Raw genomic sequence first — 15,334 nt, forward strand, 5'->3', positions numbered from 1 at the left:
ACGGTGACCGCGACCCCGCCGATGGCGATGGGGGCGAGCGGCGACCAGTCCGGCACGACCTATTCGGCTATCGCGAACGGCACGATCACGATCACCTCGGGCGACGCCGCCAGCGCCGCGCTCGCCCAGACGATCCGCCGCGACACCAGCGGCGCCAATGCCGGCGCAGTCGTCCAGCAGTTCGACGAGGCCAAGCGCCAGGAAATCGCCCAGGGCTTCCAGGCGGCGCAGGCGTTGGCCGCGGAGACGACGGCGTTCCTGAGCCATCAGGCAGCCGAGGCCGAGAAATGGGCTGAAGAGCATCCGAACAGGGATCCCAAGTCCAACCCCTATGCGATCTGGGGTGCCGGTGGCGCCGGGCGGCTTGTGCTCACGGCGATCAACGGCGCTGCCGGATCGGACGTAAGCGGCTCGCTCACCAGCCTCGTGCAGGGAGCGGCGGTCAACGTGCTGCAGGGCCTGGCGACGAGCAAGGTCAAGGACATCGCCGACAAGCTCCATAGCGAAGAGGCCCGCGCCGCGCTGCAGGGACTGGTCGGCTGTGCCGGCAGCGCGGCCGGGGGCTCGGGCGACTGTGCTAGCGGAGCGATGGGCGCCGCGGCAGCGGTCGTGCTGAACGATCTTCTCAAGACCGGGAAGACGACCGCAACCGATAAGGACGGCAAGCAACTGACGCTCGCGGAGCAGCAGGCACGCGACAATCTGGTGGCGACGATCGTCGCAGCGGTCGCCTCCGCTGCGGGCTTGGACGCGCAGAGTGCCGTGACGTCGGCGCATCTCGAGACGCAGAACAACTCCACGACGACGCCAATGGGGCTCTATAGTCCTGACGGGAAGCATGGTCTTCCGGTTGCGGAGGTCTACGAAAAGGATCCAGCGTTCCGGGAAGCCGTGAACAAACTGGGCGGGCTGTCGGCGTTCGACAAGGTCAGCGCTTGTGCGAATGCCAAGGAAATGTGCACGCTGTCGTCCGATCAGCAGGCCGCGCTGGACGCTTATTCCCTGGGTAACCAGAATGTTGTGGGAAAGCAGCGGGAGGCAGAAGCGGCCGCCGCTCTGGCGAAGTTGGCATCCCTGGGCTTTACCCCGGCGCAAATCGAAGTTCTCGCTACGTCGCCTGGAAGTTCGTTCGTGGCTCGATACACGCCGCAATTGGGCGCGGCGATCAACGCCTTGACCAAGCTGAAGGGCCCCTATGGCAACGCGGCGATTGTAGGGGCAGGGCTCGGTTTGGGAGCAGCGTACCTCTACGTCGGGCTCAACACCCCGTCTTCGCCCAGCACGATGACGCCCGTCGATCCATCGGCGAAGCCAAACACGGAAACCCTGCCGGTAGCTACGCCGCTGCCCCCGCTGCAGGGCCGGCCGCCGATGCCGCCGCCCGATCTGCAGCTAGGTACGCCCATACCAAACCCGGACGACATCCGAACGCCACCGCTGGTGACGCCAATCCCGCCGCCGCCTCTGCCAGGATTTGAGCTTCCTGAGCCAGCGAACACTGGCGGAGCATATACGAATGTTGCACACAGCCAAGGTGACCTTCTTAGCGGGGGGGGGCGTATACGGCCCAGGCAGGTTATTTGGCTCAGTTGATGGATTAACTTCTGCAGAAAAATCTTTTGTGAATGATCTAATTGTCGCTGGGCGAACTGTAGAAATCATTCCTACATCAACGAATCGAACTGTCGACTTCATTATTGATGGGGTCAGTTATGAATTGAAGACGGTGAACAATATTGCTAATAAGACGATAGATGGTATCTCGAAATCTATATCAAGCACCATCATGGACGCGCGTGGCCAATCGGGTAACATAATTATAGATGCCCGCGGACAGGATGGAATGACGAAATATGTTGCATATCGTGCTATTGGCCGTGCTTATGGGGCTGATCGGAAATTGAAGATACAAAATATCACCATTATTACTTCAGAAGGTGAAATTTCTGTACCGAGGATAAAATGATGAATTTGATGATGGAAAATTGCCCAATGGAAGAAGAGATTAAAAACAGAATTGTACGTCAACTAAATTGGCGTAATACCGAAAGCGTGTCACTGATATGGCAAGGATATCTTGCTGCTCTTCTAGAGTGGGGATTGATTGAAGTTCAAGTATATGATCGTTTGAGTATTTTGGTCCGGGGAGTTGGAGAAAAGGAAATACACGAGCTATTTTTAGATGAGCCAATTAGTGCTGAGTATGAATCGGAGATCGGCATGGGGCGATCGGGCGAGACGGCGACGTCTCCCGAGGGGCAGTCCGAACGCAATATCTGAGTTAAGGTTGAAGGGGTGAAAGCGGTCGCCGCGTCTAGCGAGGAAAATTGGCGGGATTCCCGCTTTAACAGGCGAGATCACATAGCTTCGCAGTTAACGCGAGCTTCGCGTATCGCACTGGCCACATCTTAGGTCCCTGTTGTCTTCCGAATGGCAAGCAGGATGGCGACTTCGCCAATGCGGCCGTGTGGGCGGTCATCTAGAGCGGATTTCGACCGCACTGAATCGTGGAGGGATCCCCAAGGATCGCGATTTCTGATTCAGAATGCATGCCGGTGAAGGAGTCCGGCATGGATGGGTCATGCTCTCTCTATGGATTTGCGGGTTCGTGTTCTGGCTGCGATTGACGGCGGGCTGAGCTGTCGGGCTGCAGCCGCACGGTTTGGGGTTGCGCCCTCGACAGCGATCCGCTGACACGCGCAGAGGCGGGAAACGGGCAATTTTGCCGCCAAGCTGCAAGGCGGAGACATGCGTTCGCGTCGGGTCGAGGAACGGGCAGCTGACATTCTCGCGCTGTGGGAAGCCCGCAAGGACATCTCTCTGGAAGAGCTTCGCCGAGCCCTGGCCAAGAAGGGTCTGGCGGCCTCTGTCTCAGGGCTACATCGCTTCTTCGCGCGCCGTGGCATGACGCGCAAAAAAAGACTGGCCATGCCGTCGAGCAAGACCGGCCCGACATCCTGAAGCAGCGCCGCGGCTGGTTCGATGGCCAAGTAGATCTGGAACCGGAACGCCTGGTCTTCATCGACGAGACCTGGGCCGCCACCAACATGACCCGCAGCCACGGTCGATGCGCCAGAGGTGAGCGGCTGCGGATGGGATATCCGCATGGCCATCGCAAGGTCACCACGCTGGTCGCCGGACTGCGCATGACCGGCATGGTCGCGCCGATGGTGCTCGACGGACCGATCAACGGCGACTGGTTCGAAGCCTATGTGGCACAGCTCCTCGTGCCCACACTGCGTCCCGGCGACATCGTCATCATGGACAATCTGTCGAGCCACAAACGACCCGCGGTCCGCGAGCGGATCGAGGCGGCCGGCGCGACGCTGCGCTTCCTCCCGCCCTACAGCCCCGATTTCAACCCCATCGAAAAGGCCTTTGCCCGCCTCAAGGCCATGCTCCGAAAGGCTGGAGAGCGCACTGTCAGCGGACTCTGGAACCACATCGGCGCACTTGTCGACATCTTCCAGCCCATCGAATGCGCCAACTACTTCAGTTCCTGCGGATATGATCCAAATTGATCGGAAACTGCTCTAGGCGATCGGCATCCGCAAGGCGATGGGGGCGAGCACGGCGCAGATACGCCTGCTGCTGCTCCGCCAGCGGACCCGCCCTGCGCTGCTGGCCAACTTCGTCGCCTGGCCGATCATCTGGTGGGCGATGCAGCGCTGGCTGAACGGCTATGCCTATCGGATCGAGATGCCGCTATGGCTATATCCTGCGGCAGGCGCACGCGACGCTCGTCGGGCACAGCGATGCCCAGCCCGCGAACATGCGCAGCTCCTAATATTCAACTACAACGCCAGCGTGAGGAAGCGACTATGCGGATCTTCCGCATATCTGCCGAACGGCGGGCAGGGGGCGAAGCCGTAGCGGGTATAGAGTCGGATCGCCGGTTCGAACGCCGGCGCGGTACCCGTCTCCAGGCTCAGCCGCGTCAGCCCACGCGCCCGGGCGACGGCGAGGATATGCTCGAGCACCGCCGCGCCGATGCCCTTGCCGAGCTGCGCCGGCACGGTGCGCATCGACTTCACCTCGCCATGGGTCGCATCGAGCTGCTTGAGCGCGCCCATGCCGAGCAGGTCCGCGCCCGCCCAGGCGCTCCAGAAGGTGACGTCCGCCGCCTGGAGGCCCGACAGGTCGAGGAAGTGGCAGCTCTCGGCCGGCGAGTTGGCGAGCATGCCCGCCGCGTGCAGGCGCAGAAGATCCTGCACCTGGGCGTCGTCCAGCCCGCCTTCCCGGATCGTGATCACAGCGTGTCGATCATGCCCGCCAGCGTCTCGAGGCAGGCATGGGCGAGCAGCTTGCTGCGGGTCGGCGACCAGCCGAACTCGGGATCGGCGTTCGCATCATGGTCCTTGAACGGCATTTCCAGCGTCATCGACACCGCGCCGAACCGCTCGGCGAGCTGGTTGGTCGACATGGCGAGGTTGGCCTTGCCCGGGGGCGACTTGTCATAGCCGAGCTCGGTCTGGAAATCGGGGGTGTGCGCCGCGAGACGCCGGCCGAACTCGTAGAATTTCTCGCCGAGCGCGTCGGTCCAGCTCGGGATGCCCTCGAAGCCGGCGAGGAAGTTGGCCGGGATCGCCTCGTCGCCGTGCACGTCCATGGCGAAGTCCACGCCGGTTGCGTCCATGGCGTTGCGCACCGCGAGCACTTCCGGGCTGCGCTCGGGCGTCGGGGTGTGCCATTCGCGGTTGAGGTTCACCCCCGCCGCATTGGTGCGCAGATGGCCGCGGCGCGAGCCGTCCGGGTTCATGTTGGGCACGCAGTGGAACGTGGCCTTGGTGCGGAGCGCCTGCGCGACGGCATTGTCCTCGTCGGTGAGGAACTCAAGCGCGCCCTCCATCCACCATTCGGCCATGCTCTCGCCCGGGTGCTGGCGGGCATAGAGCCAGACCTGCTTCGGCCCCTCGCCCATGGTCAGGCAGTCGATCGGCTGGCCGTCCAGCGTCTCGCCCAGCTGGCGGTGGGTCACGCCCTCCTGCAGCGCGATGCGGCTGACCAGGTCGTGGTGCCGCTCCATCGAATAGGGGGCAAAATAGGCGAACCAGGTGAGGTCCGTCTGGAAGTGATGGGTGAAGCTGAGGATGCCGTCGGCATAGTCCGTCTCGGTCATCCGCCACGATTCGCGGTCCGCCGACCAGCGCGCCTTGTAGCCCGGCCAGCCGAAGGGGTAGGCCGAGCTGCCCGCATTGAGGATGCGGAAGGTCAGCGTCCGCCCCTTCGCGCCGGCGACGCGGAAGTGGAACCACTGGAAAAAGTCCGACTGGTGATCGAGGACGATCTCGCAGTCGACCCGGTCGCCTTCGATGGCGACCACGCGGATGTTGCCGCTGTCGAACGCGGCGCTGATCTGAATGCTCATTTGACCGTCGTAGTGATCCCGGACTCGCCGGGGAAGTCCTTGAACAGCGCAGCGGCGAGTCGCTGCGCGGTGGCGGCAGGCTGGTTGTCGCGGAGGCCCACGCCGGTCGTCTCGGCGCGGCCTTCCCAGATCACGTTCTCGCCGGCGCGGCGGCGGAGCTGCACCCAGAGCTGCGAGACGAGGATCTCGTTCTGCTTGCGCTTGCCGATGCCGAACGAGACGCCGCCGCCCAGCCCGACACCGCCGCCCCGGCCACCGCCGAAGCTGCCGCCGCCCAGCCCGATCGAGACCGGCGAGGGTTCGCGGACCACGCCGCGCGAGGCACGGGTGAACGAGACCGAGGCGATATAGCCCGCCGGGCGATCGCTGGTGGCGGGGACATAGCCCTGCTTGTTCAGCTCCGCCTGCACCGCATCGGCATAGACGCGGAATTCGGGCGTGACGTCCATCGCGCCGGTCATCGGCATCACGCTGACCGTGGTGCGCTCGAACGGCTCGCTCAGATGATAGCGGGTGACGTCGATCGGCGGACGGGCGCCGGTGGTGGTGCAGCCGGCGGCGAGCGCGGGCAGGGTAGCGAGCAGGGCAAGACGCAGATACGGATTCACGAACACGCACTCCTGTTTCGTGGGCGCAATGGATCTATCCTGCCAGCATGGGCCGGGTCGAGCGGATTTGCGGGTCCCATCGGGGACGGAACGTTCGAGCGCGGCGTTCGGCTGCATATCGGCGGCACGGGACACACGCGGCCTTGACTTCCCGGCCCCGCGCTTATAGGCGAGCCGCTCTTTCCGGCATTCCAGATAATTTGAGAAGCGAATCGGTCATGAAGATCGTCAATTCATTGAAGTCGCTCAAGGGGCGGCACCGCGACAACCGCGTGATCCGCCGCCGTGGCCGGATCTACGTGATCAACAAGACGCAGAAGCGTTTCAAGGCACGTCAGGGCTGAGCCCATACGTGGGGACTGCGCCGCACGCCGTCATCTTCGACGTCGGCAACGTTCTTTTCCCTTGGGAACCGCGGCGTTTGTACGAGCGCCTGTTCGAAAACGAGCAGGCGCTCGACGCGTTTCTGTCGCAGGTCGTCACCAAGGAATGGCATTTCCAGCATGACGCTGGCCGCCCCTTCGCCGAGACATCGGCGGAGCTGAGCGCGCTGTACCCCGAGCATGCCGACAAGATCGCGCTCTGGGGGCCGCAGTTCGGTGACCAACTGGGTCCGCCGATCCCCGGCATGGCCGAGCTGGTCGAGGAACTCGATTCGGCGGGCGTGCCCCTGTTCGGCATCACCAATTTCTCCGGCGAGTTCTGGCGGGCCTGGATGCCGCAGGTCGACTGGCTGTTCGGCCGCTTCCAGGACATCGTCGTCTCGGGCGACGAGAAGCTGGTGAAGCCCGATCCCGCCATCTACGCGCTGGCGCTGGAGCGATTCGGACTGCAGGGCCCGGACGCGGTGTTCGTCGACGATCTGCCGGTGAACGTCGAGGCGGCGCGGGGGCAGGGTATTCACGGCGTGGTGTTTACCGGCGCGGAGGCGTTCCGCGCCGAGCTGGTGCGGCTGGGTGTGCTTGCCGGCTGAGCGCTGGCGTTTCTTCCTCTCCACCTTTTCCGTCGTCATCCCGACGAAAGTCGGGATCCATTCACCGCTCCGCCGGGGCTGGAGCTGGAACGGCGACCCTAATGGATCCCGGCTTTCGCCGGGATGACTGAGGTGGGTGTCGCGGCGAGCGATTGCTGCTCGCTAAGTTGCCAAAGTTCACACTCGTGCGCGATTCGTAAGTTCACACACGTGGACGTGCACGGTGCATTTCGCGAGGCGTGGTTCCAGCAGGTTCAAAGAGCGCTCGCTGGGTAGATCCCGGCATAGAACATATAGGAACCGGAATTACAGCTGCAATGATGGTCTAAGCACTCCCCCAGGATCATCAAATATCCTTCTGCTCCAACAGATGGAGGCCTCGGTCTGGATGTCCGTGATACCGTTGTGCTGGGATGGCCTGAAGCGCTACGTCACCCGAGACGCTGCTGTGATCATCACTAATCGAAGGTTGCGGAGCATGGGGGAAGACATGAAGCCGATTACGTTTGTGCTGATCGCGACCGTTTTTTGCGGCCTAGTTTCTACCGCCGTCGCAGCTGGTTCGACGTCAAGTGGCGGTGTCAAAACGCTAATTTTGTCGCAAGATGCTGGCGCGTCATCCCGTAGGCCTGGTCCTTCGCTCACGACTAAGCCGCTGGGCGTCAAGCCGGGACCTGCGGAGGGAATTTCTAAATCGGAAATGAAGGTGTTGGCGGCTTCGGCTCTCCAGCGCCCCGGCTTCGGACGCGCTATGGCTGCACGGTTCGGTCTGCAAGGGCCTTTTGCAGAAGCTTTAGACGAGCATGTGCGCGCAATCCATCATGACCCACGTTTTGTCGCTATCGTGGCGGACAAAATGTACGCGCGACGTGGTGATTTACGAGACCGTGAGTCAGTGCCTCGGGTCAGCGATTTGGTTGTCGAGGACCTTCTGAATGCGTTGCAGGTTCGCGGTTTTTCGAAGATGAGCGATTTCGATATTCAAAGATACTACTACTTTCTTGCGGCTTTGGCAAAAAGCTCTACGCAGGAAGAGTGCGCACATATTTATTCCACGCGGGTAGAAGCCGGTATGGAGCTGCAGGTCATTTCAAGAATGGGGATCGTCCCCTTTCGAGAGTTTCTGGGCCTGCTGAGAAAAGCGATTTTTTCATCGCTCGATGCTGACATGCCCGTCGTTGAAATTAGCGAACTGCAGAAGGACAAGGCAACTGCTGCTTTCGCGAAGCCTCTGGAGATTGAATGGCGCAAGCTCCCGGCGTCCCGGCTAGATGCTGTGACAAGCGCCGTGCAGAATCAGAAAGATGCGCAGCCTGCCGACGTTTGTACCGCGTATCAAATCATTCTCGATGTAGCATACGCAATGCCAGGCGACGAAGGGGCATGGTTCCGCAGGGACTTTTTAGTCAATTCGCAGCCGCAGTGATCTGCCACCACGGCTGAAGTGCTTGCGCGGTAGGCGAATAGTTACCTACTCCACCGCGCAAAAATCGCCGTCGGCAGCTCCAGCCCGCGCGCTTCCTCGCGCACCGTCAGCTCGCCCGCCTCGACCGTGCCCCCCTTGTCCGCCATCGCCTGGCGGACCAGTTCGCCGATCGCCAGCGCCGACATCCGCACCGCGTAGACGGTGAGGAACAGGAAGCGCGAATTCGCGTCGAGCAGCTTGGCGACGTCGTCGATCAGCGACGGCAGACCCTCTTCCAGCTTCCACACCTCGCCATTGGGCCCGCGGCCCCATTTGGGCGGATCGAGGATGATGCCGTCATAGCGCCGCCCGCGGCGCACCTCGCGCGCGGTGAATTTCATCGCGTCGTCGATCATCCAGCGGATCGGCTTATCGGCCATGCCCGAGAGCTGGGCGTTGGCCTTGCCCTCCATCACCGACTTCTTGGAGGCATCGACATGCGTCACCTTGGCGCCCGCCGCCGCCAGCGCCAGCGAGCCGACGCCGGTATAGCCGAACAGGTTCATGCACTCAGGACTGTCCATGCCGTCGATCCGGCCGCGCATCCAGTCCCATACCGGCGCCATGTCCGGGAAGAAGCCGAGATGGCGGAAGGGCGTGGTCTGGGCGGTGAAGCGCACCTCGCGCCAGGCCAGCGGCCAGCCTTCGCGGGGCGTAGGCTTCAGATACTCCCAGCGGCCGCCCCCATCCTCGTCGGATCCGGGGACGAACTCGGCATGCGCGTCCCACTCGGCCGCGGCCGGCGCCCACATCGCCTGGGGCTCGGGTCGGATGAAGCGATAGGCGCCGTAGCGCTCGAGCTTCCGCCCATGGCCCGAATCGATCAGCCCATAGTCGCCCCAGGGCTCGCCGGTGAGGGTGACGAGCTTCATGGGCGGGCGTGGGCGCGCTCGGCGATATAGCCGGTGACCGCGTCGAACGTCGCGGGCAGGGTGTCGTAGCGCTCGTGGCGCTCGAACAGGTCGCCGACGCGGCTCGGCACGGTCGGACGCATGCCGGTGGCGCGCTCGACCGCGTCGGGGAATTTTGCGGCATGCGCGGTGGCGAGGGTGACGACGGGCACGTCCGGCGCCAGCCCGGCGCGCTGCGCGGCGGCGAGGCCGATCGCGGTGTGCGGGTCGATCACCTGGCCGGCTTCGGCACAGGCCCAGCGCATCGCTTCGTTCATGCCGTCGGCATCGATCGCGTCGCTGGTGAACAGCTTGGAGGCGCCTTCGCGCTGGGCGTTGGTGAGCTGCATCGCGCGCGTCGATTCGAAGCCGCGCATCTGGTCCGCGATCGGCGCACCGGCGAGATCGGCCAGCAGCCGCTCGAAGTTCGAGCTGACCTGGATGTCCATCGAGGGCGCGGCGGTTGGCGTGACGGTGCCCGCCGAATAGTCCCCGGCCGACAGCGCCCGGTGGAGGATGTCGTTGACGTTGGTCGCCACCACCAGCTTGGCCACCGGCAGGCCCATGCGCGCGGCGACATAGCCGGCGAACACGTCGCCGAAATTGCCGGTCGGTACCGAGAAGGCGACCGCCCGCTCGGGCGCGCCGAGGCGGACGGCGGCGTAGAAATAATAGACCACCTGTGCCATCAGCCGGGCCCAGTTGATCGAATTGACCGCGCTCAGCTGGAAACGACCGGCAAAGTCGCGATCGTTGAACATCGCCTTCACCAGCGCCTGGGCATCGTCGAAGCTGCCGTCGATCGCGATGTTGTGGACATTGGGCGCGAGCACCGTGGTCATCTGGCGGCGCTGGACGTCCGACACGCGGCCCTGCGGGTGGAGCATGAAGATGTCGACGCCGATGCGCCCCGCCACCGCGTCGATCGCGGCGCTGCCGGTGTCGCCCGAGGTCGCGCCGACGATGGTGAGGTGCTGGTTGGTGCCGCTCAGGAACTTCTCGAACAGCAGCCCGAGCAGCTGGAGCGCCACGTCCTTGAAGGCGAGGGTGGGGCCGTGAAACAGCTCGAGCAGCCAGTGCTGCTGGTCGATCTGGACCAGCGGGGTCACCGCGGTGTGGGCGAAGCGGCCATAGGCCTGGGTGCAGAGCTGGCGGAGCTCGTCTTCGCTCAGGTCCGGCGTGACGAAGGGCAGCATGACGCGCACCGCCGTCTCGACATAGGACAGGCCGCGCATGGCGGCGATGTCCTCGGCCGAGAAGCGCGGCCACTGGGTCGGGACGTAGAGGCCGCCGTCGCTGGCGAGGCCGGTGAGGGTGACGTCGCGAAAGCCCAGCAAGGGCGCGCCGCCGCGGGTGCTGTGATACTGCATGGCCGACCGCGTTACCCGCCGGCAACGATCGGGACAAGATAGCTGTCCTTGGGGGCGGCGTGCCCTTGTTGGTGGGCGAGGGTGTTCCGCAACGGACCCGGCGTGCGTATAGGCGCGTTCCGTACAGCCTTCCCGATGGAGAGAGATGATGGCCTATCCCCAGCCCTGGCACGCCGATGCCGACCGATATGACGGCCGCATGCCTTATCGCCGCTGCGGCGTGAGCGGGCTCGACCTGCCGGCGATCAGCCTGGGGCTCTGGCAGAATTTCGGCGGCACCGACGTGTTCGAAAATGCCCGCGCGATGCTGCGCCGGGCGTTCGATCGCGGCGTGACGCACTTCGATCTCGCGAACAATTACGGGCCGCCCTATGGCTCGGCCGAAGAGAATTTCGGCCGCGTGCTGGCGACCGACTTCGCGCAGCACCGCGACGAGCTGATCATCTCGACCAAGGCCGGCTGGGACATGTGGCCCGGGCCGTACGGCGACGTCGGCGGCAGCAAGAAATATCTGATCGCCTCGTGCGACCAGAGCCTCAAGCGGATGGGGCTCGACTATGTCGACATCTTCTACTCGCACCGCGTCGACCCCAAGACGCCGCTGGAGGAGACGATGGGCGCGCTCGCCCAGATCCACCGCCAGGGCAAGGCGCTCTATGTCGGCATCTCCAGCTATTCGCCCGAGCTGACGCGGAAGGCCGCGGCGATCCTGGCGGACTACAAGGTGCCGCTGCTGATCCACCAGCCGAGCTATTCGATGCTCAACCGCTGGATCGAGGAGAGCCTGCTCGACACGCTCGAGGATCTCGGCACCGGCTGCATCGCCTTCTCGCCGCTCGCGCAGGGGATGCTGACGCGCAAGTATCTGAACGGCGTGCCCGAGGATGCGCGCGCGGCCAAGGGCGGATCGCTCGACACGCGGCTGCTCTCGGACGACAATATCGCCCGCATCCGTGCGCTCAACGCGATCGCCGAGAAGCGCGGGCAGACGCTGGCGCAGATGGCGATCGCCTGGGTGCTGCGCGATCCCCGCGTGACCTCGGCGCTGGTCGGCGCGCGGACGGTGCAGCAGCTCGACGATTCGCTCGATGCCGTGAAGAACCTCGATTTCAACGCCGAGGAGCTGGCGGAAATCGACACCCATGCAACCGAAGGCGCGATCGATCTTTGGAAGGTATCGTCCACGCTTGAGGAACTGCCCCAACGATGAGTGTCGCGTTTCGCCGCGAGAGCGACGAGGAACATAAGGAACCCAAGTTCGAGCTGCCGCTGCCGGCCGGGCCCAACCTGGTCACGGCGGCAGGGCCGGCGCTGATCGCGGGCAAGGTCGCCGCGCTGGAGGCGGCGATCGGGGCCGAAGGTGAGGACGAGGCCAGGGAAGCGCTCAAGCGCGAGCTTCGCTACTGGAACACCCGCGCCGCCACCGCGCAGGTCGCGCCGCCCCTGGAGGACGGCGTGGCGGGGATCGGCGCGCGGGTGCGGATCAAGCTGAACGGGCGCGAGCGGGTGATCGAGATCGTCGGCCATGATGAGGCTGATCCGGCGGCCGACCGGCTGGCCTTCCAGGCGCCGCTGGCGCACGCCCTGCTCGGCGCGGAGGAAGGCGAGCGCGTCGATTTCGGAGGGAAGCCGGAAGCGATTGAGGTGCTGGCGGTGGAGGCGATTTAGGGGGCGCCCCCCTCCCGCAAGCGGGAGGGGGATTTAGAAGAAGGGGACGGTGCTCAGTCGTTGAACGCCGCCAGATCGAACGCGATCACGTCCTGGCGCTGGGTGCCGAGGCCGGTGATTCCCAGCTCCATCACGTCGCCGGGCTTGAGGAAGATCTTCTCGGGCTTCTGGCCTTCGCCGACTCCGGGGGGCGTGCCGGTGATCAGCAGGTCGCCGGGGTGGAGCGTGATGAAGCGGCTCATATAGGCGATGCATTCCGCCACCGGAAAGATCATCGTCGACGTGTTGCCGGTCTGCATGCGCTTGCCGTTGAGGTCCAGATACATGTCGAGCGCCTGGCAGTCGGCCACCTCGTCCGGCGTCACCAGCCACGGGCCGATGGGTCCGAAGGTGTCGCAGCCCTTGCCCTTGTCCCACTGGCTGCCGAGCTCCTTCTGGAAGGCGCGCTCGGATACGTCGTTGGCGAGGACGAAGCCCGCGACATGGTCGAGCGCATCGGCCTCGTCGACATGGCGGCAGGTCTTGCCGATGATCACGCCCAGCTCGACTTCCCAGTCGCTCTTCTGCGAGTCCTTGGGGATCATCACCGGATCGTTCGGGCCGGTGAGGCACGAGATCGCCTTGGTGAAGAAGATCGGCTCGGGCGGCGGCTCGAGGCCGGCTTCGCGGGCGTGATCGGCATAGTTGAGGCCGATCGCGAGGAACTTGCCGATGTTCGCCACAGGCACGCCCAGGCGAACGTCGCCCTCGACCAGCGGCAGCGTGGTGGGATCCACCGCGCGGATCCGCTCGATCACGTCGACGGTGAGGTCGGGCACCAGGCCGGTCAGGTCGCGGATGCGGCCCTCGGCGTCCAGGATGCCGGGCTTTTCGGCACCGCGCGGGCCGTAGCGAAGCAACTTCATGCAAGCGTCCTCATTCAGGAAAGACAGACGATTGCGCCCTAGCGCGCGGGGGCGCGTTGCCAAAGCGGGATTTGCCGATTTGTCCGATTATTGGAGGCGGGGCCGGGGCCGGCGGAGGGCGGGGGCGGCAACAGCGTCGTTGCGCCGTACTTCTCGACAGCCGTCATCCCGGCGAAAAGCCGGGATCTAGACGCCAAACGGCCTCGGCAAGAACCGCGACGGAGACCCCAATGGATCCCGGCTTTCGCCGGGATGACGGGCGGGGCCGGGGCGGGCCGGCCTAAGCGCTCAGCTCACCCGGCGCAGGTGCTTGCCGCCATAGCGCTGGCCCAGATAGTCGGCGAGGCGCTGGATATAGTTGCGCGCGTTCGCCGCCTTGTTCGGGCAGCAGGGCAGGGGGTTCTTGCTCACGCCGGCGGCGCGGCGCTCGACCTTCTGGCAGAGCAGCTCGAGGTCCTGGCGCGAGAGCAGGTTCTTTTCCCGCATCACGCACAACAGGCCCTCGAGGATGATCATGCTTTCGTCCGAGGCCTGCACGGGCAGCGGGGGCAGGCCCTGGTCCTGTTCGGGGTGCACTTCGTTCAGCGACACGACACCTCTCCTTCTCCTATTGGATCCAGAGACTATGCCGATTTTCGCAGGTGGCAAGCCTCTAGTCGAGCCCGCCGCCTAAGGTTCTATACAGGGTAACCAAGTTGCTCGCGCGGGTCAGCCGCGTGGTGACCAGGCTCTGCTCGGCGGCATAGGCGCTGCGCTGCGAATCAAGCACGGTTAGGAACGAGTCGACCCCCGCCCGGTAGCGCGCGTCGGACAGTTTGGCGGCGACCTCCGCTGCATTGGCGCGTGCGCTCTGCGCGCGCAGCTGCTCGTCGATCGTGCCGCGCTGGGCCATCGCATCGGCGACTTCGCGGAAGGCGGTCTGGATCGTCTTCTGATAGGTCGCCACCGCCGCGTCGCGCGAGGCCTTGGAATAGTCGAGGTTCGCCTGGTTCTTTCCGAAGTTGAAGATGTTGAGCGAGGCGGTGGGCGAGACCGTATAGGTATCGGTGCCGGACCCGAACAGCTTGCCGATCGTCGAGGCGATCGAACCCACCGTGGAGGTGAGCGAGATGCTCGGGAAGAAGGCCGCGCGCGCCGCGCCGATATTGGCGTTCTGTGCGATCAGCTGGTGCTCGGCCTGGAGCACGTCCGGGCGGCGCAGCAGCACTTCCGACGGCACGTTGCCGGGCAGCGCGTCGATCGTCGCCTTGGCGTCACCCAGCGATTCCGGCAGCAGCTCGGGCGCAACCGTGGCGCCGGTGAGCAGCTGGAGCGCGTTGATGTCCTGCGCGATCCGGGTCTGTGCCGTCGCCACGTCGTTCCGGGCGGATTCGTAGCTCGTCTCGGCCTGGCGCGACTCCAGCTCCGAGGCGGTGCCGATGCGGAACTGCGCCCGGGTCAGCTCGAGCGACTGCTCGAACGCCTTGAGCGTGTTCTGCGCGATCGCGAGCTGCTCGCGGTCCGAGGCGAGGGTGAGCCAGGCGCTGGCGATCTCGCCGATCAGCGACACGCGGGTGGCGCGCTGCGCCTCGCTGCTCGCGAAATACTGCTCCTGCGCGGCGCGGCTGAGATTGCGCACCCGGCCGAACAGGTCGATCTCATAGGAGGTGATGCCGCCGGACACGCTGAAGTTCTGGACGTCCTGCACGCCCGCGCCGCCCAGTGCGCCGCCGGCACTGGCCGCGAACTGCGCGGTGTTGGTGTAGGTGCCGGTGCCGCTGACGCCGATCGCGGGGAACAGGTCCGCCCGCTGCGCGCGGTACTGCGCCCGGGCCTGCAGCACGTTGGCCGCGGCGAGCCGCAGGTCCTGGTTGTTGTCCAGGCCCAGCTGGATCACCCGGCGCAGGCGATCGTCGGTGAAGAAGTCGCGCCAGCCGACCTTGCTGATGTCCGGCGCGTCGGTGGCCGCCGCCGGGTAGACGCCGCCCTGGGGCAGCGCCGCCGGGATCGCCGGCGCGGGCCGGCTGTACTTGGGGGCCAGGTTGCAGGCCGAGAGCGCGGTGCTCGCGGCCAGCGCGAAGAACAGGGGGAAGCGGTTGGTCACGGCC

At 64.9% G+C, this 15,334-nt stretch carries 16 protein-coding genes and 2 pseudogenes; 10 read left to right on the forward strand and 8 right to left on the reverse strand.

The genetic code is table 11. The annotated features are described in order from the left end of the window. The 5 genes and pseudogenes from GGR89_RS03195 to GGR89_RS22880 form a co-directional block, all read left to right on the forward strand. Positions 1 to 1,593: pseudogene (locus tag GGR89_RS03195) on the forward strand (hypothetical protein); the annotation flags it as partial. Next, positions 1,535 to 1,966, forward strand: a complete 432-nt coding sequence (locus GGR89_RS03200; protein ID WP_125977499.1) for a CdiA C-terminal domain-containing protein — start codon at positions 1,535 to 1,537, stop codon at positions 1,964 to 1,966. The pseudogene GGR89_RS03195 and the gene GGR89_RS03200, both read left to right, overlap by 59 nt. After that, positions 1,963 to 2,280: a hypothetical protein gene (locus GGR89_RS03205; RefSeq protein WP_164542715.1), complete on the forward strand. Its 318-nt coding sequence runs from the start codon at positions 1,963 to 1,965 to the stop codon at positions 2,278 to 2,280. The genes GGR89_RS03200 and GGR89_RS03205 overlap by 4 nt, the downstream gene beginning before the upstream one ends. 294 nt (positions 2,281 to 2,574) lie before the next feature. Next, a pseudogene (locus GGR89_RS03210) lies at positions 2,575 to 3,521 on the forward strand (IS630 family transposase). 25 nt (positions 3,522 to 3,546) lie between these two features. Next, positions 3,547 to 3,873 carry a hypothetical protein gene (locus GGR89_RS22880; RefSeq protein ID WP_425338742.1) on the forward strand — a complete coding sequence of 109 codons (327 nt, stop codon included), beginning with the start codon at positions 3,547 to 3,549 and terminating at the stop codon, positions 3,871 to 3,873. On the opposite strand, the gene GGR89_RS03215 is transcribed toward GGR89_RS22880, so the two are convergent. From GGR89_RS03215 to GGR89_RS03225, 3 genes are read right to left on the reverse strand one after another with little or no spacing between them, the layout of a single operon-like run. Further along, the gene (locus tag GGR89_RS03215; RefSeq protein ID WP_125977501.1) at positions 3,795 to 4,253 is read right to left on the reverse strand and encodes a GNAT family N-acetyltransferase; all 459 of its coding nucleotides are present in this window, start codon (positions 4,251 to 4,253) and stop codon (positions 3,795 to 3,797) included. The genes GGR89_RS22880 and GGR89_RS03215 overlap by 79 nt on opposite strands. Continuing rightward, positions 4,250 to 5,368, reverse strand: coding sequence for a M14 family metallopeptidase (locus GGR89_RS03220; protein ID WP_125977502.1), 1,119 nt, complete (start codon positions 5,366 to 5,368; stop codon positions 4,250 to 4,252). Before GGR89_RS03220 ends, GGR89_RS03215 begins: the two co-directional genes overlap by 4 nt. Further along, complete coding sequence (locus tag GGR89_RS03225; RefSeq protein WP_342449827.1) at positions 5,365 to 5,976, reverse strand: DUF4136 domain-containing protein; 612 nt, start codon at positions 5,974 to 5,976, stop codon at positions 5,365 to 5,367. The genes GGR89_RS03220 and GGR89_RS03225 overlap by 4 nt, the downstream gene beginning before the upstream one ends. 218 nt (positions 5,977 to 6,194) lie before the next feature. Between GGR89_RS03225 and ykgO the strand changes: the two genes are divergently transcribed. The 3 genes from ykgO (at position 6,195) to GGR89_RS03240 (ending at position 8,375) form a co-directional block, all read left to right on the forward strand. Then, on the forward strand, positions 6,195 to 6,320 hold the full coding sequence (ykgO, locus tag GGR89_RS03230; RefSeq protein ID WP_010543750.1) for a type B 50S ribosomal protein L36: 126 nt from the start codon (positions 6,195 to 6,197) through the stop codon (positions 6,318 to 6,320). An 8-nt stretch (positions 6,321 to 6,328) separates the two neighbouring features. Beyond that, positions 6,329 to 6,949, forward strand: a complete 621-nt coding sequence (locus GGR89_RS03235; RefSeq protein ID WP_125977504.1) for an HAD family hydrolase — start codon at positions 6,329 to 6,331, stop codon at positions 6,947 to 6,949. A 490-nt stretch (positions 6,950 to 7,439) separates the two neighbouring features. Beyond that, positions 7,440 to 8,375 carry a hypothetical protein gene (locus GGR89_RS03240; RefSeq protein WP_125977505.1) on the forward strand — a complete coding sequence of 312 codons (936 nt, stop codon included), beginning with the start codon at positions 7,440 to 7,442 and terminating at the stop codon, positions 8,373 to 8,375. A 41-nt stretch (positions 8,376 to 8,416) separates the two neighbouring features. Here the strand turns inward: GGR89_RS03240 and GGR89_RS03245 are convergent, their stop codons facing one another. Both GGR89_RS03245 and thrC read right to left on the reverse strand, forming a co-directional pair. Beyond that, positions 8,417 to 9,286, reverse strand: a complete 870-nt coding sequence (locus tag GGR89_RS03245) for a class I SAM-dependent methyltransferase (protein WP_125977506.1) — start codon at positions 9,284 to 9,286, stop codon at positions 8,417 to 8,419. Then, a complete protein-coding gene (gene thrC / locus GGR89_RS03250; RefSeq protein ID WP_125977507.1) occupies positions 9,283 to 10,674 on the reverse strand; it encodes a threonine synthase in 1,392 nt (463 codons plus the stop codon). The genes GGR89_RS03245 and thrC overlap by 4 nt, the downstream gene beginning before the upstream one ends. Before the next feature lie 148 nt (positions 10,675 to 10,822). Here thrC and mgrA point away from each other — a divergent pair, with 148 nt between their 5' ends. Both mgrA and GGR89_RS03260 read left to right on the forward strand, forming a co-directional pair. Continuing rightward, positions 10,823 to 11,884 carry an L-glyceraldehyde 3-phosphate reductase gene (gene mgrA, locus GGR89_RS03255; protein WP_125977508.1) on the forward strand — a complete coding sequence of 354 codons (1,062 nt, stop codon included), beginning with the start codon at positions 10,823 to 10,825 and terminating at the stop codon, positions 11,882 to 11,884. After that, positions 11,881 to 12,342, forward strand: coding sequence for a GreA/GreB family elongation factor (locus GGR89_RS03260; protein WP_125977509.1), 462 nt, complete (start codon positions 11,881 to 11,883; stop codon positions 12,340 to 12,342). Before mgrA ends, GGR89_RS03260 begins: the two co-directional genes overlap by 4 nt. Before the next feature lie 53 nt (positions 12,343 to 12,395). Here GGR89_RS03260 and GGR89_RS03265 read toward each other — a convergent pair whose 3' ends face one another. From GGR89_RS03265 to GGR89_RS03275, 3 genes are all read right to left on the reverse strand, one after another. Then, entirely contained in the window at positions 12,396 to 13,247 is an 852-nt protein-coding gene (locus GGR89_RS03265) for a fumarylacetoacetate hydrolase family protein (protein WP_125977510.1), read from the reverse strand. A gap of 288 nt (positions 13,248 to 13,535) precedes the next feature. Further along, the gene (locus GGR89_RS03270; RefSeq protein ID WP_241213479.1) at positions 13,536 to 13,838 is read right to left on the reverse strand and encodes a hypothetical protein; all 303 of its coding nucleotides are present in this window, start codon (positions 13,836 to 13,838) and stop codon (positions 13,536 to 13,538) included. Between the two features lie 61 nt (positions 13,839 to 13,899). Continuing rightward, positions 13,900 to 15,330: an efflux transporter outer membrane subunit gene (locus GGR89_RS03275; protein WP_125977511.1), complete on the reverse strand. Its 1,431-nt coding sequence runs from the start codon at positions 15,328 to 15,330 to the stop codon at positions 13,900 to 13,902. Between the last annotated feature and the right edge of the window lie 4 nt (positions 15,331 to 15,334).

The organism is Sphingomonas trueperi, from assembly GCF_011927635.1.
Lineage (GTDB): Bacteria > Pseudomonadota > Alphaproteobacteria > Sphingomonadales > Sphingomonadaceae > Sphingomonas > Sphingomonas trueperi.